The sequence below is a fragment of the Streptomyces eurythermus genome (assembly GCF_014649115.1).
GTDB lineage: Bacteria > Actinomycetota > Actinomycetes > Streptomycetales > Streptomycetaceae > Streptomyces > Streptomyces eurythermus.
Map to the genome: position 1 here is coordinate 31522 of NZ_BMSK01000001.1, position 16635 is coordinate 48156.

The window sequence follows — 16635 nt, forward strand, 5'->3', positions numbered from 1 at the left end:
CCCGACGAGCACTTTCTGTTCGACGCCGGGCCCCGGAGCACGTACACTCTCACCTCGTTGGCCTCTCGACGGCCGCCACCGAGCAGGTGCACAACGGGCACCCGGTCGGATGCGGTACGTTGGGGGACACACAAAGGGTCGTAGCTCAATTGGTAGAGCACCGGTCTCCAAAACCGGCGGTTGGGGGTTCAAGTCCCTCCGGCCCTGCTACACACACCGCCAGGATGTGTGCGCATGTACGTACAGCAATGCACCGCCGTGCGGCTCAGAAACCGGGCGCGGCACGGCCACGACCCGGGATCAGGTGAGGACTATGACGGACGCCGTAGGCTCCATCGACACGCCTGATGCCCAGGACGAGGTGCCCGAGTCCAAGAAGGCCCGCAAGGGCGGTAAGCGCGCCAAGAAGGGCCCGCTGAAGCGCCTCGCCACCTTCTACCGCCAGATCATCGCGGAGCTCCGCAAGGTCGTCTGGCCGACGCGCAATCAGCTGACTTCGTACACCACCGTGGTGATCTTCTTCGTCGTCATCATGATCGCTCTGGTGACCGTGATTGACTATGGGCTCGACCACGCGGCCAAGTACGTCTTCGGCTGAGCCAAAAGCGAAGGGCGCCGTGGTACCGGCGCCCCTTTTCGCATGTTCCACCCCTATGTATCCAGGAAGAAGCAGCCATCGTGTCTGACCCGAACCTGAACGACGACGCCACTGAGCCCCGCGGGGTGGCTGCCGAGACGGTGGACGACGAGCTCGACATCGTCGAGGGCGCGGACGACCAGGACGAGTTCGAGGCTGCCGAGGCCGAGGCGGGGGAGCCGGCCGAGGAGGCCGCCGTGCACGCCGAGGACGCCGAGGACGAGGACGACTCCGAGGACGAGGGCGACGAGGCCGCCGAGGAAGCCGACGAGGAGACCGCCGAGGCGGAGCCCGCCGCCCCGGTCGACCCGGTCGAGGCCCTGCGCGAGGAACTGCGCACCCTGCCCGGCGAGTGGTACGTCATCCACACCTACGCCGGTTACGAGAACCGCGTGAAGACCAACCTGGAGCAGCGCGCCGTCTCGCTGAACGTCGAGGACTACATCTTCCAGGCCGAGGTGCCGCAGGAAGAGGTCGTCCAGATCAAGAACGGCGACCGCAAGACGATCAAGCAGAACAAGCTGCCGGGCTACGTCCTGGTCCGCATGGACCTGACCAACGAGTCCTGGGGCGTCGTCCGCAACACCCCGGGTGTCACCGGCTTCGTCGGCAACGCCTACGACCCCTACCCGCTGACCCTGGACGAGATCGTCAAGATGCTCGCCCCGGAGGCCGAGGAGAAGGCCGCCCGCGAGGCCGCCGAGGCCGAGGGCAAGCCCGCCCCGCAGCGCAAGGTCGAGGTCCAGGTGCTGGACTTCGAGGTCGGCGACTCGGTCACCGTCACCGACGGCCCGTTCGCCACGCTCCAGGCGACCATCAACGAGATCAACCCCGACTCCAAGAAGGTCAAGGGCCTGGTCGAGATCTTCGGCCGGGAGACCCCGGTCGAGCTGTCCTTCGACCAGATCCAGAAGAACTGAGCACACACCCCGGAAGCGCCCCGCCGGTGAACACCGGCCCGGGGCGCTTCCGCCGTGTCCGGCCCGTCCTCGTCGTCGTGGCCGTGCTGGTGCCGCTGGCCCTGCTGTACGCCGTCTGCGTCCCGGCGGCCTGGCAGCGCACCGGACTGCGCGGCGCCGAGCCGGTCGCGGCCACCTTCCACGACGGGGCCTGCCTCCTCGGCCGCTGCACGGTGACGTACTCCCTCGCGGGCGAACGGGTGACGGCCGGCCTGCCGGTCGGCACGCGCGCGCGGGGCCACGCCGAGGGCGACACGGTGTCCGTGCGCGCCGCGCCCGGCGAGCCGGAGCGGGTGGCGCTCGCCGCCGACACCGGGCGCGGGACGGTCGCCGCGCTGCTCGCCGTGCCCGTGGGCGCGAGCCTGCTCGCACTGCTCGCCGCGGCCGTGCACGTGCTGCGCGACCGGCGCCCCGAAGAACCCGTACAGGACCCCTGACCTGGGGGATTTCTTGACTCGTGGGGAAAGCGGCTATCGTTGTGCGGTATGCCATCTGCGGGAACGTGCAACGGCATGGATCCGACAGTCGCAGACGGCCATCAACCTCTCAGTAAGGACCCGGAGAGAGCATGCCTCCCAAGAAGAAGAAGGTCACGGGGCTCATCAAGCTCCAGATCCAGGCCGGCGCCGCCAACCCGGCCCCGCCGGTCGGCCCGGCGCTGGGCCAGCACGGCGTCAACATCATGGAGTTCTGCAAGGCCTACAACGCCGCGACCGAGTCGCAGCGCGGTTGGGTCATCCCGGTGGAGATCACGGTCTACGAGGACCGTTCCTTCACCTTCGTCACCAAGACGCCGCCGGCCGCGAAGATGATCCTCAAGGCCGCGGGCATCGAGAAGGGCTCCGGCGAGCCGCACAAGACCAAGGTCGCCAAGATCACCCAGGCGCAGGTCCGCGAGATCGCCCAGACCAAGATGCCCGACCTGAACGCGAACGACCTGGACGCCGCCGCGAAGATCATCGCCGGTACCGCGCGTTCCATGGGCGTCACGGTCGAGGGCTGAACCCCACCTTCGTAGCAGTCATGCGGCTGCCCGCATTCCGCGGCCGCACGTGGCAGGGCCTGCTCGGCCCAGGGACCACGACTCCTTTCAGAACACACAGGAGCAAGTTGTGAGCAAGCGCAGCAAGGCTCTCCGCGCTGCGGACGCCAAGGTCGACCGGGAGAAGCTGTACGCCCCGCTCGAGGCCGTCCGTCTCGCCAAGGAGACCTCCACGACCAAGTTCGACGCCACCGTCGAGGTCGCCTTCCGTCTGGGTGTCGACCCGCGCAAGGCCGACCAGATGGTCCGTGGCACCGTGAACCTTCCGCACGGCACCGGTAAGACCGCCCGGGTCCTGGTCTTCGCGACCGGCGACCGTGCCGAGGCCGCGCGTGCCGCGGGCGCCGACATCGTCGGTGCCGACGAGCTGATCGACGAGGTGGCGAAGGGCCGTCTGGACTTCGACGCCGTCGTCGCCACCCCGGACCTCATGGGCAAGGTCGGCCGCCTCGGCCGCGTCCTCGGCCCGCGTGGTCTGATGCCGAACCCGAAGACCGGCACCGTCACCCCCGACGTCGCCAAGGCCGTCACCGACATCAAGGGCGGCAAGATCGAGTTCCGCGTCGACAAGCACTCGAACCTGCACTTCATCATCGGCAAGGCGTCCTTCGAAGACGACAAGCTGGTGGAGAACTACGGCGCCGCGCTGGAGGAGATCCTCCGTCTGAAGCCGTCCGCCGCCAAGGGTCGCTACATCAAGAAGGCCGCCATCACCACCACGATGGGCCCCGGCATTCCGGTCGACCCGAACCGCACCCGCAACCTCCTCGTCGAGGAGGACCCGGCCGCCGTCTGAGCCCCGGCTCAGCGCGGTAGCCGCGTCAGGGACGCGTAAACAAAAAGGGCGGGCCCTGGAACCTCTCCGGTTCCGGGCCCGTCCTTTCTGTGTACGTCCTTTCGAACGACTGTCAGTGGCCTGGGCTACGGTGCAGGCACAGGACACTCAACAGGGGTGGGAGCAGATGAAGAGCACGACCATGCGCCGGGCGACCCTTTCCATCGCGGTGGTGGCCGCGCTGACCGGAGTTGCCGCCTGCGGTTCCTCCGACTCGGACAAGGGTGACAAGGGCGGTGACAAGGCGGCCGGCAAGGGCGCGATACACCTCAGCCCGATCGCCGCGCTGCGGTCCGTGGAGAAGTCCACCGACCAGGCCGACTCGGCGAAGGTGCGCTCCACGACGTCCCTCGGCGACATCATGTCGATGACCGCCAACGGCGCCCTCACCTGGAACGACGGTCTCAAGGGCAACCTGACCATCACGTACACCGGCGGCCAGATGGCCGAGCTGATGAAGAAGGCCGGCACCCAGTCGATGGAGGCCCGGTATCTGCCGGACGCCTACTACGCGCACATGAGCGAGACGTACGCCCAGCAGGCGGGCGGCGGCAAGCACTGGATCAAGTACTCCTACGACGACCTCGCCAAGCTCGGCGGCGCGTCCGGGTCGTACATGAAGGACCAGCTCCAGAACGCCACGCCGAACCAGTCCGTGAAGATGCTGCTGGCCTCCGGTGACGTGAAGAAGGTCGGCGAGGAGAAGGTCTCCGGCGTCCAGACCACGCACTACTCCGGCAAGGTCGACGTCGCCACCCTCGCCGACAAGACCAGCAACCTCGACGCCGACCAGATGGCGGCCCTGAAGAAGCAGCTCAGCCAGGCCGGCGTCACCACCGAGACCATCGACATCTGGGTCGACGACCAGGACCTCCTGATCAAGAAGACCGAGAAGGCCACCACCGCCAACGGCACCCTGAACAACACGACGTTCTACTCGGACTACGGCGTGAAGGTCAGCGCCGAGGCCCCGCCGGCCGACGACACCAAGGACTTCGGGGAGATGATGAAGTCCGGCGGCATGGCCACGGGCGGCACGGGCACGGGCACCGCCTCCTGACCCGGCCGACGCCTCCGGCCCCCTGAGCCCGCTCCCGGCCGCACAGCGCCCCGCGCGGCAGGCTCGGGGGACCCGGCCCAGCCTGCAAGAGGCTCTTGCGGGTCGGGGCCCGGGCCGGGGCCTGTAGCCGGGCCCGCCCCGGCGTCGGCTACGGCCCACGGCCCCGCCTGGAGCGCCAGGGGAGCCCCCAGCCCGTCCCGGACCCCAAGGCCGACTCCCGCTCGCGTGGCGTGTCCCCCGCACCGTGAAGGCGCCTGCGCGGCCCCGCTGCCGCCCCGCGGGCCCCGGCCCGGTCGGTGTCCCCGCCCGGTGCCTCGGCCGTGTGTCGGCTCGCCGCATCACCGGCCGCTTCCCGGGCCCGGTTCGCCGTAGTACCGCGGCTGCCTCCCCGGGGCCCGGCCGGTTTCGTCTCGCGCTGCGTGCGGCCCCGCTGCCGCCCCGCCGGCCCCGGCCCGGTCGGCGTCCCCGTCGGCGCCACGGCTCGCCGCAGCACCGGCCGCCTCCCGGGCCCGGTTCGCCGTAGTACCGCGGCTGCCTCCCCGGGGCCCGGCCGGTTTCGTCTCGCGCCGCGTGAGGACCCGCCGCCGTACCGCAGGAAGCGGCCCGGGTGGCGTCTCTGTCCGGGCCTCCGCCATGCGCCGGATCACCGCGGTACGGGCCGCCTTCCGGCACGGGCCCGACTCCGTCCGGCCTCTGTCTGCGTGCCCTGCCCTCTCCGCCGCCGCTCCCGGCCGGCCCCCGCTCGCGTCGCGGCTCCGGTGTGCCGTCGGGCCGTCGCCCTATCCCCACCACATCCCAGCCGTAAACGGTCCGATTTGCTCTGTGGGGAGACGGTCCCGTACTCTCTGGGAGAAGCCAAAGACCGCTGGTCGTTGCCGTGCGCTCGTGTGAGGGTGCGGTGGCCGAAGGATCCGCTGAAAAGTGGGCGACCCGCGCAGGTGACTGTGGAAGTACTCCCGGAGTGCACGCGCCGAGCGTGTGCAAGGCCGGTCGAGTCCGCCCCGTGCGCCTGCGCCGGGGCGTTTCTTTTTCCCAGTCCTCCTTCGGGTCCGCGCGGTCCGAATCACCCGGAAGGAGGCCGAGGCTCTATGGCGAGGCCCGACAAGGCTGCCGCGGTTGCGGAGCTGACGGACAAGTTCCGCAGCTCCAACGCCGCCGTGCTGACCGAGTACCGCGGTCTCACCGTGGCGCAGCTCAAGACGCTGCGCCGGTCGCTCGGTGAGAACGCCCAGTACGCCGTGGTGAAGAACACGCTGACCAAGATTGCGGCCAAGGAGGCCGGGATCACGCTGGAGGACCAGCTCTTCGCTGGCCCGACGGCCGTCGCCTTCGTCACCGGTGACCCGGTGGAGTCGGCGAAGGGTCTGCGTGACTTCGCCAAGGAGAACCCGAATCTCGTCATCAAGGGCGGTGTCCTTGACGGCAAGGCGCTGTCCGCCGACGAGATCAAGAAGCTTGCGGACCTCGAGTCCCGCGAGGTTCTGCTCAGCAAGCTGGCCGGTGCCTTCAAGGCGAAGCAGTCCCAGGCTGCCTCCGTCTTCCAGGCGCTGCCGTCGAAGCTCGTCCGCACCGTGGACGCGCTGCGCGCCAAGCAGGCCGAGCAGGGCGGTGCCGAGTAATTCGGCTCGCATCATGACCGCAGCCGTCAGGCAGCGGTCGTAGCGGGCCGAACGTACGCCCGCCATTCATGTACATCCGGCACCAGCCGATTTAGTGGAAGGAAAGCCATCATGGCTCTCACCCAGGACGAACTGCTCGCCGAGTTCGAGGGCATGACCCTGATCCAGCTCTCCGAGTTCGTGAAGGCGTTCGAGGAGAAGTTCGACGTCACCGCTGCCGCTGCCGCCCCGGTCGTCGTGGCCGGCGGTGCCGCCGGTGGTGCCGCCGCCGAGGCCGAGGAGGAGAAGGACGAGTTCGACGTCATCCTCACCGGCGCCGGCGACAAGAAGATCCAGGTCATCAAGGTCGTGCGTGAGCTGACCTCCCTGGGTCTGAAGGAGGCCAAGGACCTCGTCGACGGCACCCCGAAGCCGGTCCTCGAGAAGGTCAACAAGGAGGCCGCTGACAAGGCCGCCGAGGCCCTCAAGGGCGCCGGTGCCTCCGTCGAGGTCAAGTAAGACCCTCGCGAGCGCCACAGCGGCCCGCTAGGGCTGTAACGCGAACGCACCGAAGGGCGATCATCCATCTGGGTGGTCGCCCTTCGGCGTTCCCCGGAGCCTGGCGAGGGCTGCCTTGCACCTGTGTTCGTGCGGGGTAAGGTGATCTTCGTCGTGTCTCCGGACGCCCCGGTTCCGGCAAGGAACCCTTGACGAACCGCACGCAGCGCGCAATTCTCAGGACGCGTCGTCACAAGGATCCGAATCCGAGGCATGGATCGACGACGAAGAGGGCAGTATCAACGTGCGTTGAGGGCAGGATGCCGAGGGCGTTGAGAGAGGCGTTGAGCACAACGAGGGTCTTCGAAAACCCGCGCTGGACATCAGTGTGCCAAGTGGCTACACTGACCCTTTGCGCTGCCTGTTAGCTGTCCCCTGCCCGTCACCAGGGGTCTGCCCTCACTTGAGCACAGTCGACCGATGCCCCCCGACCTGGGGTTTCCGTCCCTGTGTACAGGAGAGGGACCGGTACGCGCGTAGTGAGTCCGAGCCCTCGGAAGGACCCCCTCTTGGCCGCCTCGCGCACTGCCTCGACCGCGAATACGAACAACGGCGCCAGCACCGCCCCGCTGCGCATCTCCTTTGCAAAGATCAAGGAGCCCCTCGAGGTTCCGAACCTGCTCGCGCTGCAGACCGAGAGCTTTGACTGGCTGCTCGGCAACACCGCCTGGCAGACTCGGGTCGAGGAGGCTCTGGAGAACGGTCAGGACGTCCCCACCAAGTCCGGTCTGGAGGAGATCTTCGAGGAGATCTCCCCGATCGAGGACTTCTCCGGGTCGATGTCGCTGACGTTCCGGGACCACCGCTTCGAGCCGCCGAAGAACTCCATCGACGAGTGCAAGGAGCGCGACTTCACGTACGCCGCCCCGCTCTTCGTCACCGCCGAGTTCACCAACAACGAGACCGGTGAGATCAAGTCCCAGACGGTCTTCATGGGCGACTTCCCGCTCATGACGAACAAGGGCACTTTCGTCATCAACGGCACCGAGCGTGTCGTGGTGTCGCAGCTGGTCCGTTCCCCCGGTGTCTACTTCGACTCCAGCATCGACAAGACGTCCGACAAGGACATCTTCTCCGCCAAGATCATCCCGTCCCGGGGTGCCTGGCTGGAGATGGAGATCGACAAGCGCGACATGGTCGGTGTCCGCATCGACCGCAAGCGCAAGCAGTCGGTCACCGTGCTGCTGAAGGCGCTCGGCTGGACCACCGAGCAGATCCTTGAGGAGTTCGGCGACTACGAGTCGATGCGCGCCACCCTGGAGAAGGACCACACCCAGGGCCAGGACGACGCGCTGCTCGACATCTACCGCAAGCTGCGCCCGGGCGAGCCCCCCACGCGCGAGGCCGCGCAGACGCTGCTGGAGAACCTCTACTTCAACCCCAAGCGCTACGACCTCGCCAAGGTCGGCCGCTACAAGGTCAACAAGAAGCTGGGTACGGACACCCCGCTGGACGCGGGCATCCTGACCGTCGAGGACATCATCGCGACGATCAAGTACCTGGTGAAGCTGCACGCCGGCGAGACCGAGACGACCGGTGACAACGGCGAGACGGTCGTCGTCGAGACCGACGACATCGACCACTTCGGCAACCGCCGCCTGCGCAGCGTCGGCGAGCTGATCCAGAACCAGGTCCGCACGGGTCTGGCCCGTATGGAGCGCGTCGTGCGCGAGCGCATGACGACCCAGGACGTCGAGGCGATCACGCCGCAGACCCTGATCAACATCCGGCCGGTCGTCGCCTCCATCAAGGAGTTCTTCGGCACCAGCCAGCTGTCGCAGTTCATGGACCAGAACAACCCCCTGTCCGGGCTGACGCACAAGCGCCGTCTGTCGGCGCTCGGCCCCGGTGGTCTGTCCCGTGAGCGGGCCGGCTTCGAGGTCCGTGACGTGCACCCCTCGCACTACGGCCGCATGTGCCCGATCGAGACGCCCGAAGGCCCGAACATCGGTCTGATCGGCTCGCTCGCCTCCTACGGCCGGGTCAACGCGTTCGGTTTCGTCGAGACCCCGTACCGCAAGGTCATCGACGGCCAGGTCACCGACGAGGTCGACTACCTGACCGCCGACGAGGAGGACCGCTTCGTCATCGCGCAGGCCAACGCGCCGCTGACCAGCGACCTCCGCTTCGAGGAGAGCCGCGTCCTGGTCCGCCGCCGTGGCGGCGAGGTCGACTACGTCGGCCCCGAGGACGTGGACTACATGGACGTCTCGCCGCGCCAGATGGTGTCGGTCGCGACCGCCATGATCCCCTTCCTCGAGCACGACGACGCCAACCGTGCCCTCATGGGCGCGAACATGATGCGCCAGGCCGTTCCGCTGATTAAGTCGGAGGCCCCGCTCGTCGGTACCGGCATGGAGTACCGCTCCGCCGTCGACGCCGGCGACGTCGTCAAGGCCGAGAAGGCCGGTGTGGTCCAGGAGGTCTCCGCGGACTACATCACCACCGCCAACGACGACGGCACGTACATCACGTACCGCCTGGCCAAGTTCGCCCGCTCCAACCAGGGCACCTCGGTCAACCAGAAGGTCATCGTCAACGAGGGCGACCGCGTCATCGAGGGCCAGGTCCTCGCCGACGGCCCGGCCACCCAGAACGGCGAGATGGCCCTCGGCAAGAACCTGCTCGTGGCGTTCATGCCGTGGGAGGGTCACAACTACGAGGACGCGATCATCCTGTCGCAGCGCCTCGTGCAGGACGACGTCCTCTCCTCGATCCACATCGAGGAGCACGAGGTCGACGCCCGTGACACCAAGCTGGGCCCCGAGGAGATCACCCGGGACATCCCGAACGTCTCCGAGGAGGTCCTCGCCGACCTCGACGAGCGCGGCATCATCCGCATCGGTGCCGAGGTCATCGCCGGTGACATCCTCGTCGGCAAGGTCACCCCGAAGGGTGAGACCGAGCTGACCCCCGAGGAGCGCCTGCTGCGCGCGATCTTCGGTGAGAAGGCCCGTGAGGTCCGTGACACCTCGCTGAAGGTGCCGCACGGTGAGACCGGCAAGGTCATCGGCGTGCGCGTCTTCGACCGCGAGGAGGGCGACGAGCTGCCGCCGGGCGTGAACCAGCTGGTCCGCGTCTACGTCGCGCAGAAGCGCAAGATCACCGACGGTGACAAGCTCGCCGGCCGTCACGGCAACAAGGGTGTCATCTCCAAGATCCTGCCGATCGAGGACATGCCGTTCCTGGAGGACGGCACCCCGGTCGACATCATCCTCAACCCGCTGGGTGTGCCGTCCCGAATGAACCCGGGACAGGTCCTGGAGATCCACCTCGGCTGGCTCGCCAGCCGCGGCTGGGACGTCTCCGGCCTCGCGGACGAGTGGGCGCAGCGCCTGCAGGCCATCGGTGCCGACAAGGTCGCCCCGCGCACCAACGTCGCCACCCCGGTCTTCGACGGTGCCCGCGAGGACGAGCTGGCGGGTCTGCTGCAGCACACCATCCCGAACCGCGACGGCGAGCGCATGGTGCTCCCGTCCGGCAAGGCGCGGCTGTTCGACGGCCGTAGCGGTGAGCCGTTCCCGGACCCGATCTCGGTCGGCTACATGTACATCCTGAAGCTGCACCACCTGGTCGACGACAAGCTGCACGCCCGTTCGACCGGCCCGTACTCGATGATCACCCAGCAGCCGCTGGGTGGTAAGGCCCAGTTCGGTGGCCAGCGGTTCGGTGAGATGGAGGTGTGGGCACTCGAGGCCTACGGCGCCGCTTACGCGCTGCAGGAGCTGCTGACCATCAAGTCCGACGACGTCACCGGCCGCGTGAAGGTCTACGAGGCCATCGTCAAGGGCGAGAACATCCCCGAGCCCGGCATCCCCGAGTCCTTCAAGGTGCTCATCAAGGAGATGCAGTCGCTCTGCCTGAACGTGGAGGTGCTGTCCAGCGACGGTATGTCCATCGAGATGCGCGACACCGACGAGGACGTCTTCCGCGCTGCGGAGGAGCTCGGTATCGACCTGTCCCGGCGCGAGCCGAGCAGCGTCGAAGAGGTCTGACGGGAGTCCGGCGGGCCCCCTGACCGACCAGGGGCCCCGCCGACCCCCAGGCCCCCGTACAGACCACAGACTTACGACCCTGAGAGGGATTGACGCATAGTGCTCGACGTCAACTTCTTCGACGAGCTCCGGATCGGCCTGGCCACCGCTGACGACATCCGTCAGTGGAGCCACGGCGAGGTCAAGAAGCCCGAGACCATCAACTACCGCACCCTGAAGCCCGAAAAGGACGGACTCTTCTGCGAGAAGATCTTCGGTCCGACCCGGGACTGGGAGTGCTACTGCGGCAAGTACAAGCGCGTCCGCTTCAAGGGCATCATCTGCGAGCGCTGTGGCGTCGAGGTCACGCGCGCCAAGGTGCGTCGTGAGCGGATGGGCCACATCGAGCTGGCCGCTCCCGTCACCCACATCTGGTACTTCAAGGGTGTCCCCTCGCGCCTCGGCTACCTGCTGGACCTGGCGCCGAAGGACCTCGAGAAGGTCATCTACTTCGCGGCGTACATGATCACGTACGTCGACGAGGAGCGCCGTCAGCGCGACCTGCCCTCCCTGGAGGCGCACGTCTCGGTCGAGCGTCAGCAGATCGAGAACCGCCGCGACGCCGACCTCGAGGCCCGCGCCAAGAAGCTCGAGACCGACCTGGCCGAGCTGGAGGCCGAGGGCGCCAAGGCCGACGTGCGCCGCAAGGTGCGCGAGGGTGCCGAGCGCGAGATGAAGCAGCTGCGCGACCGCGCGCAGCGCGAGATCGACCGCCTCGACGAGGTGTGGAACCGGTTCAAGAACCTCAAGGTCCAGGACCTCGAGGGCGACGAGCTGCTCTACCGCGAGCTGCGCGACCGCTTCGGCACCTACTTCGACGGCTCGATGGGCGCCGCCGCGCTGCAGAAGCGCCTGGAGTCCTTCGACCTCGAGGAGGAGGCCGAGAAGCTCCGCGAGATCATCCGCACCGGCAAGGGCCAGAAGAAGACCCGCGCCCTGAAGCGGCTGAAGGTCGTCTCCGCGTTCCTGCAGACGTCCAACAGCCCCAAGGGCATGGTCCTGGACTGCGTCCCGGTCATCCCGCCGGACCTGCGTCCGATGGTGCAGCTGGACGGTGGCCGCTTCGCGACCTCCGACCTGAACGACCTGTACCGCCGTGTGATCAACCGCAACAACCGCCTGAAGCGGCTTCTCGACCTCGGCGCGCCCGAGATCATCGTGAACAACGAGAAGCGCATGCTCCAGGAGGCCGTCGACGCGCTCTTCGACAACGGCCGTCGTGGTCGCCCGGTCACGGGCCCCGGCAACCGTCCGCTGAAGTCCCTCAGCGACATGCTGAAGGGTAAGCAGGGTCGATTCCGTCAGAACCTGCTCGGCAAGCGTGTCGACTACTCGGCGCGTTCCGTCATCGTCGTCGGCCCGCAGCTGAAGCTGCACCAGTGCGGTCTGCCCAAGGCGATGGCGCTGGAGCTGTTCAAGCCGTTCGTGATGAAGCGCCTGGTCGACCTGAACCACGCGCAGAACATCAAGAGCGCCAAGCGCATGGTGGAGCGCGGCCGCACGGTCGTGTACGACGTCCTCGAAGAGGTCATCGCCGAGCACCCGGTGCTGCTGAACCGTGCTCCCACCCTGCACCGCCTCGGCATCCAGGCCTTCGAGCCGCAGCTGGTCGAGGGCAAGGCCATCCAGATCCACCCGCTCGTGTGCACCGCGTTCAACGCGGACTTCGACGGTGACCAGATGGCCGTGCACCTGCCGCTGTCCGCGGAGGCGCAGGCCGAGGCCCGCATCCTGATGCTGTCCTCGAACAACATCCTCAAGCCGGCCGACGGCCGTCCGGTGACGATGCCGACCCAGGACATGGTCCTCGGTCTGTTCTTCCTCACCACCGACGGCGAGCTGCGTGACACCAAGGGCGAGGGCCGCGCGTTCGGCTCCACGGCCGAGGCGATCATGGCGTTCGACGCCGGTGAGCTGGCGCTGCAGTCGCAGATCGACATCCGCTTCCCGGTGGGCACCATCCCGCCGCGGGGCTGGACGCCGCCGGCCCGCGAGGAGGGCGAGCCGGAGTGGCAGCAGGGTGACTCGTTCCGCCTGCGCACCACCCTGGGCCGCGCGCTCTTCAACGAGCTGCTGCCCGAGGACTACCCGTTCGTCGACTACTCGGTGGGCAAGAAGCAGCTCTCCGAGATCGTCAACGACCTCGCCGAGCGCTACCCGAAGGTCATCGTGGCGGCGACGCTCGACAACCTGAAGGCGGCCGGCTTCTACTGGGCGACCCGTTCCGGTGTCACCGTGGCCATCTCCGACGTCGTCGTTCCCGAGGCGAAGAAGGAGATCGTCCGCGGCTACGAGGCGCAGGACGAGAAGGTCCAGAAGCAGTACGAGCGCGGTCTGATCACCAAGGAAGAGCGCACTCAGGAGCTCATCGCGATCTGGACCAAGGCGACCAACGAGGTCGCCGAGGCGATGAACGAGAACTTCCCCAAGACGAACCCCATCTTCATGATGGTTGACTCGGGTGCCCGAGGAAACATGATGCAGATGCGGCAGATCGCCGGTATGCGTGGTCTGGTGTCGAACGCCAAGAACGAGACGATCCCGCGTCCGATCAAGGCGTCCTTCCGTGAGGGTCTGTCCGTGCTGGAGTACTTCATCTCCACGCACGGTGCCCGTAAGGGTCTGGCGGACACCGCTCTGCGTACCGCCGACTCGGGTTACCTCACCCGTCGTCTGGTGGACGTCTCGCAGGACGTCATCATCCGCGAGGAGGACTGCGGCACCGAGCGCGGTCTGCGGCTGATGATCGCCGAGCGCGGCGCCGACGGCGTGCTGCGCAAGGCGGAGAACGTCGAGACGTCCGTGTACGCGCGCTGCCTCGCCGAGGACATCGTGGTCGACGGCCAGGTGCTGGCCCCGGCCGGCACCGACCTGGGTGACGTCCTCATCGAGGAACTGGTCTCCCGTGGCGTCGAGGAGGTCAAGACCCGCTCGGTCCTGACCTGCGAGTCCGCCGTCGGTACCTGTGCGATGTGCTACGGCCGTTCGCTCGCCACCGGCAAGCTGGTCGACATCGGTGAGGCGGTCGGCATCATCGCCGCCCAGTCCATCGGTGAGCCCGGTACCCAGCTGACGATGCGTACCTTCCACACCGGTGGTGTGGCCGGTGACGACATCACCCAGGGTCTGCCGCGTGTCGTCGAGCTCTTCGAGGCCCGTACCCCGAAGGGTGTCGCCCCGATCTCCGAGGCGTCCGGTCGCGTCCGCATCGAGGAGACCGAGAAGACCAAGAAGATCGTCGTCACCCCGGACGACGGCAGCGACGAGACGGCGTACCCGATCTCGAAGCGTGCCAAGGTCCTGGTCCGCGAGGGCGACCACGTCGAGGTGGGCCAGCAGCTCACCGTGGGTGCCACCAACCCGCACGACGTGCTGCGCATCCTGGGCCAGCGTGCCGTCCAGGTCCACCTGGTCGGCGAGGTCCAGAAGGTCTACAACTCGCAGGGTGTGTCGATCCACGACAAGCACATCGAGATCATCATCCGGCAGATGCTGCGCCGCGTGACGATCATCGAGTCCGGCGACGCCGAGCTGCTGCCCGGCGAGCTGGTCGAGCGCTCCCGCTTCGAGCAGGAGAACCGTCGTGTGGTCCAGGAGGGCGGTCACCCGGCCTCCGGTCGTCCGCAGCTGATGGGTATCACCAAGGCCTCGCTGGCGACGGAATCCTGGCTGTCGGCCGCCTCCTTCCAGGAGACGACCCGAGTCCTGACGGACGCGGCGATCAACGCCAAGTCCGACAGCCTCATCGGCCTCAAGGAGAACGTCATCATCGGTAAGCTCATCCCGGCCGGTACGGGTCTGTCCCGCTACCGCAACATCCGGGTCGAGCCGACCGAGGAGGCCAAGGCCGCGATGTACTCGGCCGTCGGCTACGACGACATCGACTACTCGCCGTTCGGCACCGGCTCCGGCCAGGCCGTCCCGCTGGAGGACTACGACTACGGTCCGTACAACCAGTAAGCGAGCAGCATGAAGGGCGGCCACCCCGTTACGGGGTGGCCGCCCTTCGGCGTGTCCGGGCAGTATGATCCGTGCGGCGAACTTCTCTGCTCAGCAAGGGAGTTGGGGGGCGGTGGAAGTCCCGCGTGTGTTCTTCGGTCTGGCGGCTGCGCTGGTTGTGCCTTTGGGCCTGGGGTGGCATCGCTCTCGCCCCGGGCCGACGGTTCTTCTGGTGGTTCTGTACGGCGGCTACGCCGTCTCCTCGTACATGGACCGCTTACGGCCCTGGGTGGCGCTCTGTGCCACCGTTCTGGTCGCTCTGGGGGTGATTCTCCGGGGGTCCCCCGGGGAGTCGGAACGCTTCGGATTTCCCGACGTCGGCTCTTGGTGGGCTCGGACGCTCGGCACGCCGTCTCGGTGGGGGGCGGTCGCCACCGGGACCGCACTGCTTATGGCGGCCTGGATCGCCGGCGGCAGGACGGCTGCCCTGTTCCTGGACTTGGTGGAAAGCGACCGCGCGGCGGTGTTCGCCTCCGCCCTGCTCATCTCGGCCTTCGGCGGCGGAGTCCTGGCGAAGGCCGCGACACGACCGGTGCGGCGCGAGATAGAGGAGCTGGAGGAGGGGCCCGAGCGCACGGCGGCCATGGAGCTCATGAGCGGCGGACCGGTGATCGGCATACTGGAGCGCGGCCTCCTGTTCGCCTTCCTCGCCGCGGGCCAGCCGGAGGCCGCCGCACTGGTCCTGGCGGCCAAGTCGCTCGTCAGGGTTCCGAACGCCGAACACGGCAAGCACGCGTCCGAATACTTTCTGATCGGTACTCTGGCCAGTGTCATAGCGGCATTGGCCATGGGCATGGCGGCGCGGTCGGCAGTTGGGCTGTCTGCCCTCTAGGGGTGGGAGGCTGCCTTGGAACTGTCCAGGCACCGCCTTGTTCGAGAGCTGTGCTCGCTTGCACTGCCGGCGCAGGACTACGTGGTCACCGGTAGCGGCCCGCTTCTCGCGCACGGTTTGCGCAACGTGGAACGCGATCTCGACATCGTCGCGAGGGGCGATGCGTGGAAGGCCGCTCTGCGCCTGGGGGACCCCTCAGTCCCGCTGTCGGGGTACGGCTGCCTGGTATCGCTCTTCGGTGGGGACATAGAGGTCTTCGACCGGTGGCTCCCGGGCTCCCCGGGGCCGGACGCGATGATCGAGGCCGCGGAATGGGTGGAGGGCATCCCCTTTTCGCCGCTGGGCGACGTCCTGGCCTGGAAGGAAAGGCTCGACCGGCCGAAGGACCGAGAGGACGTCCGGTTGATCCGTCGTCACCTGGAGATGCCGGAGAAGTGACCATGCGCACACCCCGGGCCTGACCGGTTGGTGTGGACCCCATTTGTTTTGACCGCAGCCAATGAGGTAGGTACGCTCAGACCTTGTGCCTGGGGTGTGCCCTGGCTCCTGTGCGTGCCTCCAAACCGTACGGCGAGTCACGAGCGGCCACCGTAATTCGCGCCTTTTCCGTCTTGCGGCGGGAGTTCGGCGGATTCGACACACCCGACCGCGTGGGTCGGCGACGTTCCAGGTTAGCTGTACCCATCGGCACACAGAAACCGGAGAAGTAGTGCCTACGATCCAGCAGCTGGTCCGCAAGGGCCGGCAGGACAAGGTCGAAAAGAACAAGACGCCCGCACTCGAGGGTTCGCCCCAGCGTCGCGGCGTCTGCACGCGTGTGTTCACGACCACCCCGAAGAAGCCGAACTCGGCCCTCCGCAAGGTCGCGCGTGTGCGTCTGACCAGCGGCATCGAGGTCACCGCTTACATTCCGGGTGAGGGACACAACCTGCAGGAGCACTCCATCGTGCTCGTGCGCGGCGGCCGTGTGAAGGACCTGCCGGGTGTTCGCTACAAGATCATCCGCGGTTCGCTCGACACCCAGGGTGTCAAGAACCGCAAGCAGGCTCGCAGCCGTTACGGCGCCAAGAAGGAGAAGTAA

General features: G+C 67.7%; 13 protein-coding genes and 1 tRNA gene. All 14 read left to right on the top strand.

Annotation, left to right across the window (positions count from 1 at the left end; all coding sequences use genetic code 11):
• Positions 1–134: 134 nt before the first annotated feature.
• The 14 genes from IE251_RS00185 to rpsL all read left to right on the top strand — a co-directional run bounded on the left by IE251_RS00185 (position 135) and on the right by rpsL (position 16635).
• Positions 135–207: transfer RNA gene (locus IE251_RS00185), tRNA-Trp, on the top strand.
• Between the two features lie 106 nt (positions 208–313).
• Positions 314–598, top strand: a complete 285-nt coding sequence (secE, locus tag IE251_RS00190; protein WP_030601348.1) for a preprotein translocase subunit SecE — start codon at positions 314–316, stop codon at positions 596–598.
• Between the two features lie 80 nt (positions 599–678).
• Positions 679–1557 carry a transcription termination/antitermination protein NusG gene (nusG, locus tag IE251_RS00195; protein WP_189750889.1) on the top strand — a complete coding sequence of 293 codons (879 nt, stop codon included), beginning with the start codon at positions 679–681 and terminating at the stop codon, positions 1555–1557.
• Positions 1558–1583: 26 nt separating this feature from the next.
• The gene (locus tag IE251_RS00200; RefSeq protein WP_189750890.1) at positions 1584–2033 is read left to right on the top strand and encodes a hypothetical protein; all 450 of its coding nucleotides are present in this window, start codon (positions 1584–1586) and stop codon (positions 2031–2033) included.
• A 131-nt stretch (positions 2034–2164) separates the two neighbouring features.
• The gene (gene rplK / locus IE251_RS00205) at positions 2165–2599 is read left to right on the top strand and encodes a 50S ribosomal protein L11 (RefSeq protein ID WP_030601313.1); all 435 of its coding nucleotides are present in this window, start codon (positions 2165–2167) and stop codon (positions 2597–2599) included.
• 109 nt (positions 2600–2708) lie between these two features.
• On the top strand, positions 2709–3434 hold the full coding sequence (gene rplA, locus IE251_RS00210) for a 50S ribosomal protein L1 (RefSeq protein WP_189750891.1): 726 nt from the start codon (positions 2709–2711) through the stop codon (positions 3432–3434).
• Between the two features lie 166 nt (positions 3435–3600).
• Positions 3601–4533 (top strand): SCO4651 family lipoprotein, encoded by a 933-nt coding sequence (locus IE251_RS00215; protein WP_189750892.1) that lies wholly within the window; start codon positions 3601–3603, stop codon positions 4531–4533.
• Between the two features lie 1088 nt (positions 4534–5621).
• On the top strand, positions 5622–6152 hold the full coding sequence (gene rplJ / locus IE251_RS00220; protein ID WP_030601305.1) for a 50S ribosomal protein L10: 531 nt from the start codon (positions 5622–5624) through the stop codon (positions 6150–6152).
• A 111-nt stretch (positions 6153–6263) separates the two neighbouring features.
• Positions 6264–6650, top strand: coding sequence for a 50S ribosomal protein L7/L12 (gene rplL, locus IE251_RS00225; protein WP_030601294.1), 387 nt, complete (start codon positions 6264–6266; stop codon positions 6648–6650).
• A gap of 548 nt (positions 6651–7198) precedes the next feature.
• Complete coding sequence (gene rpoB, locus IE251_RS00230) at positions 7199–10684, top strand: DNA-directed RNA polymerase subunit beta (RefSeq protein WP_030778446.1); 3486 nt, start codon at positions 7199–7201, stop codon at positions 10682–10684.
• A gap of 99 nt (positions 10685–10783) precedes the next feature.
• Positions 10784–14683, top strand: a complete 3900-nt coding sequence (locus tag IE251_RS00235; protein ID WP_189750893.1) for a DNA-directed RNA polymerase subunit beta' — start codon at positions 10784–10786, stop codon at positions 14681–14683.
• 127 nt (positions 14684–14810) lie between these two features.
• A complete protein-coding gene (locus tag IE251_RS00240; protein ID WP_189750894.1) occupies positions 14811–15554 on the top strand; it encodes a hypothetical protein in 744 nt (247 codons plus the stop codon).
• A gap of 15 nt (positions 15555–15569) precedes the next feature.
• Positions 15570–15992 (top strand): hypothetical protein, encoded by a 423-nt coding sequence (locus IE251_RS00245; protein WP_189750895.1) that lies wholly within the window; start codon positions 15570–15572, stop codon positions 15990–15992.
• Positions 15993–16263: 271 nt separating this feature from the next.
• On the top strand, positions 16264–16635 hold the full coding sequence (gene rpsL / locus IE251_RS00250; RefSeq protein WP_003948652.1) for a 30S ribosomal protein S12: 372 nt from the start codon (positions 16264–16266) through the stop codon (positions 16633–16635).

Coding starts and splice junctions, on each gene's coding strand:
- IE251_RS00215 (WP_189750892.1), top strand. CDS start 3,601: ATGAAGAGCACGACCATGCGCCGGGCGACCCTTTCCATCGCGGTGGTG.
- rplJ (WP_030601305.1), top strand. CDS start 5,622: ATGGCGAGGCCCGACAAGGCTGCCGCGGTTGCGGAGCTGACGGACAAG.
- rplK (WP_030601313.1), top strand. CDS start 2,165: ATGCCTCCCAAGAAGAAGAAGGTCACGGGGCTCATCAAGCTCCAGATC.
- rplL (WP_030601294.1), top strand. CDS start 6,264: ATGGCTCTCACCCAGGACGAACTGCTCGCCGAGTTCGAGGGCATGACC.
- secE (WP_030601348.1), top strand. CDS start 314: ATGACGGACGCCGTAGGCTCCATCGACACGCCTGATGCCCAGGACGAG.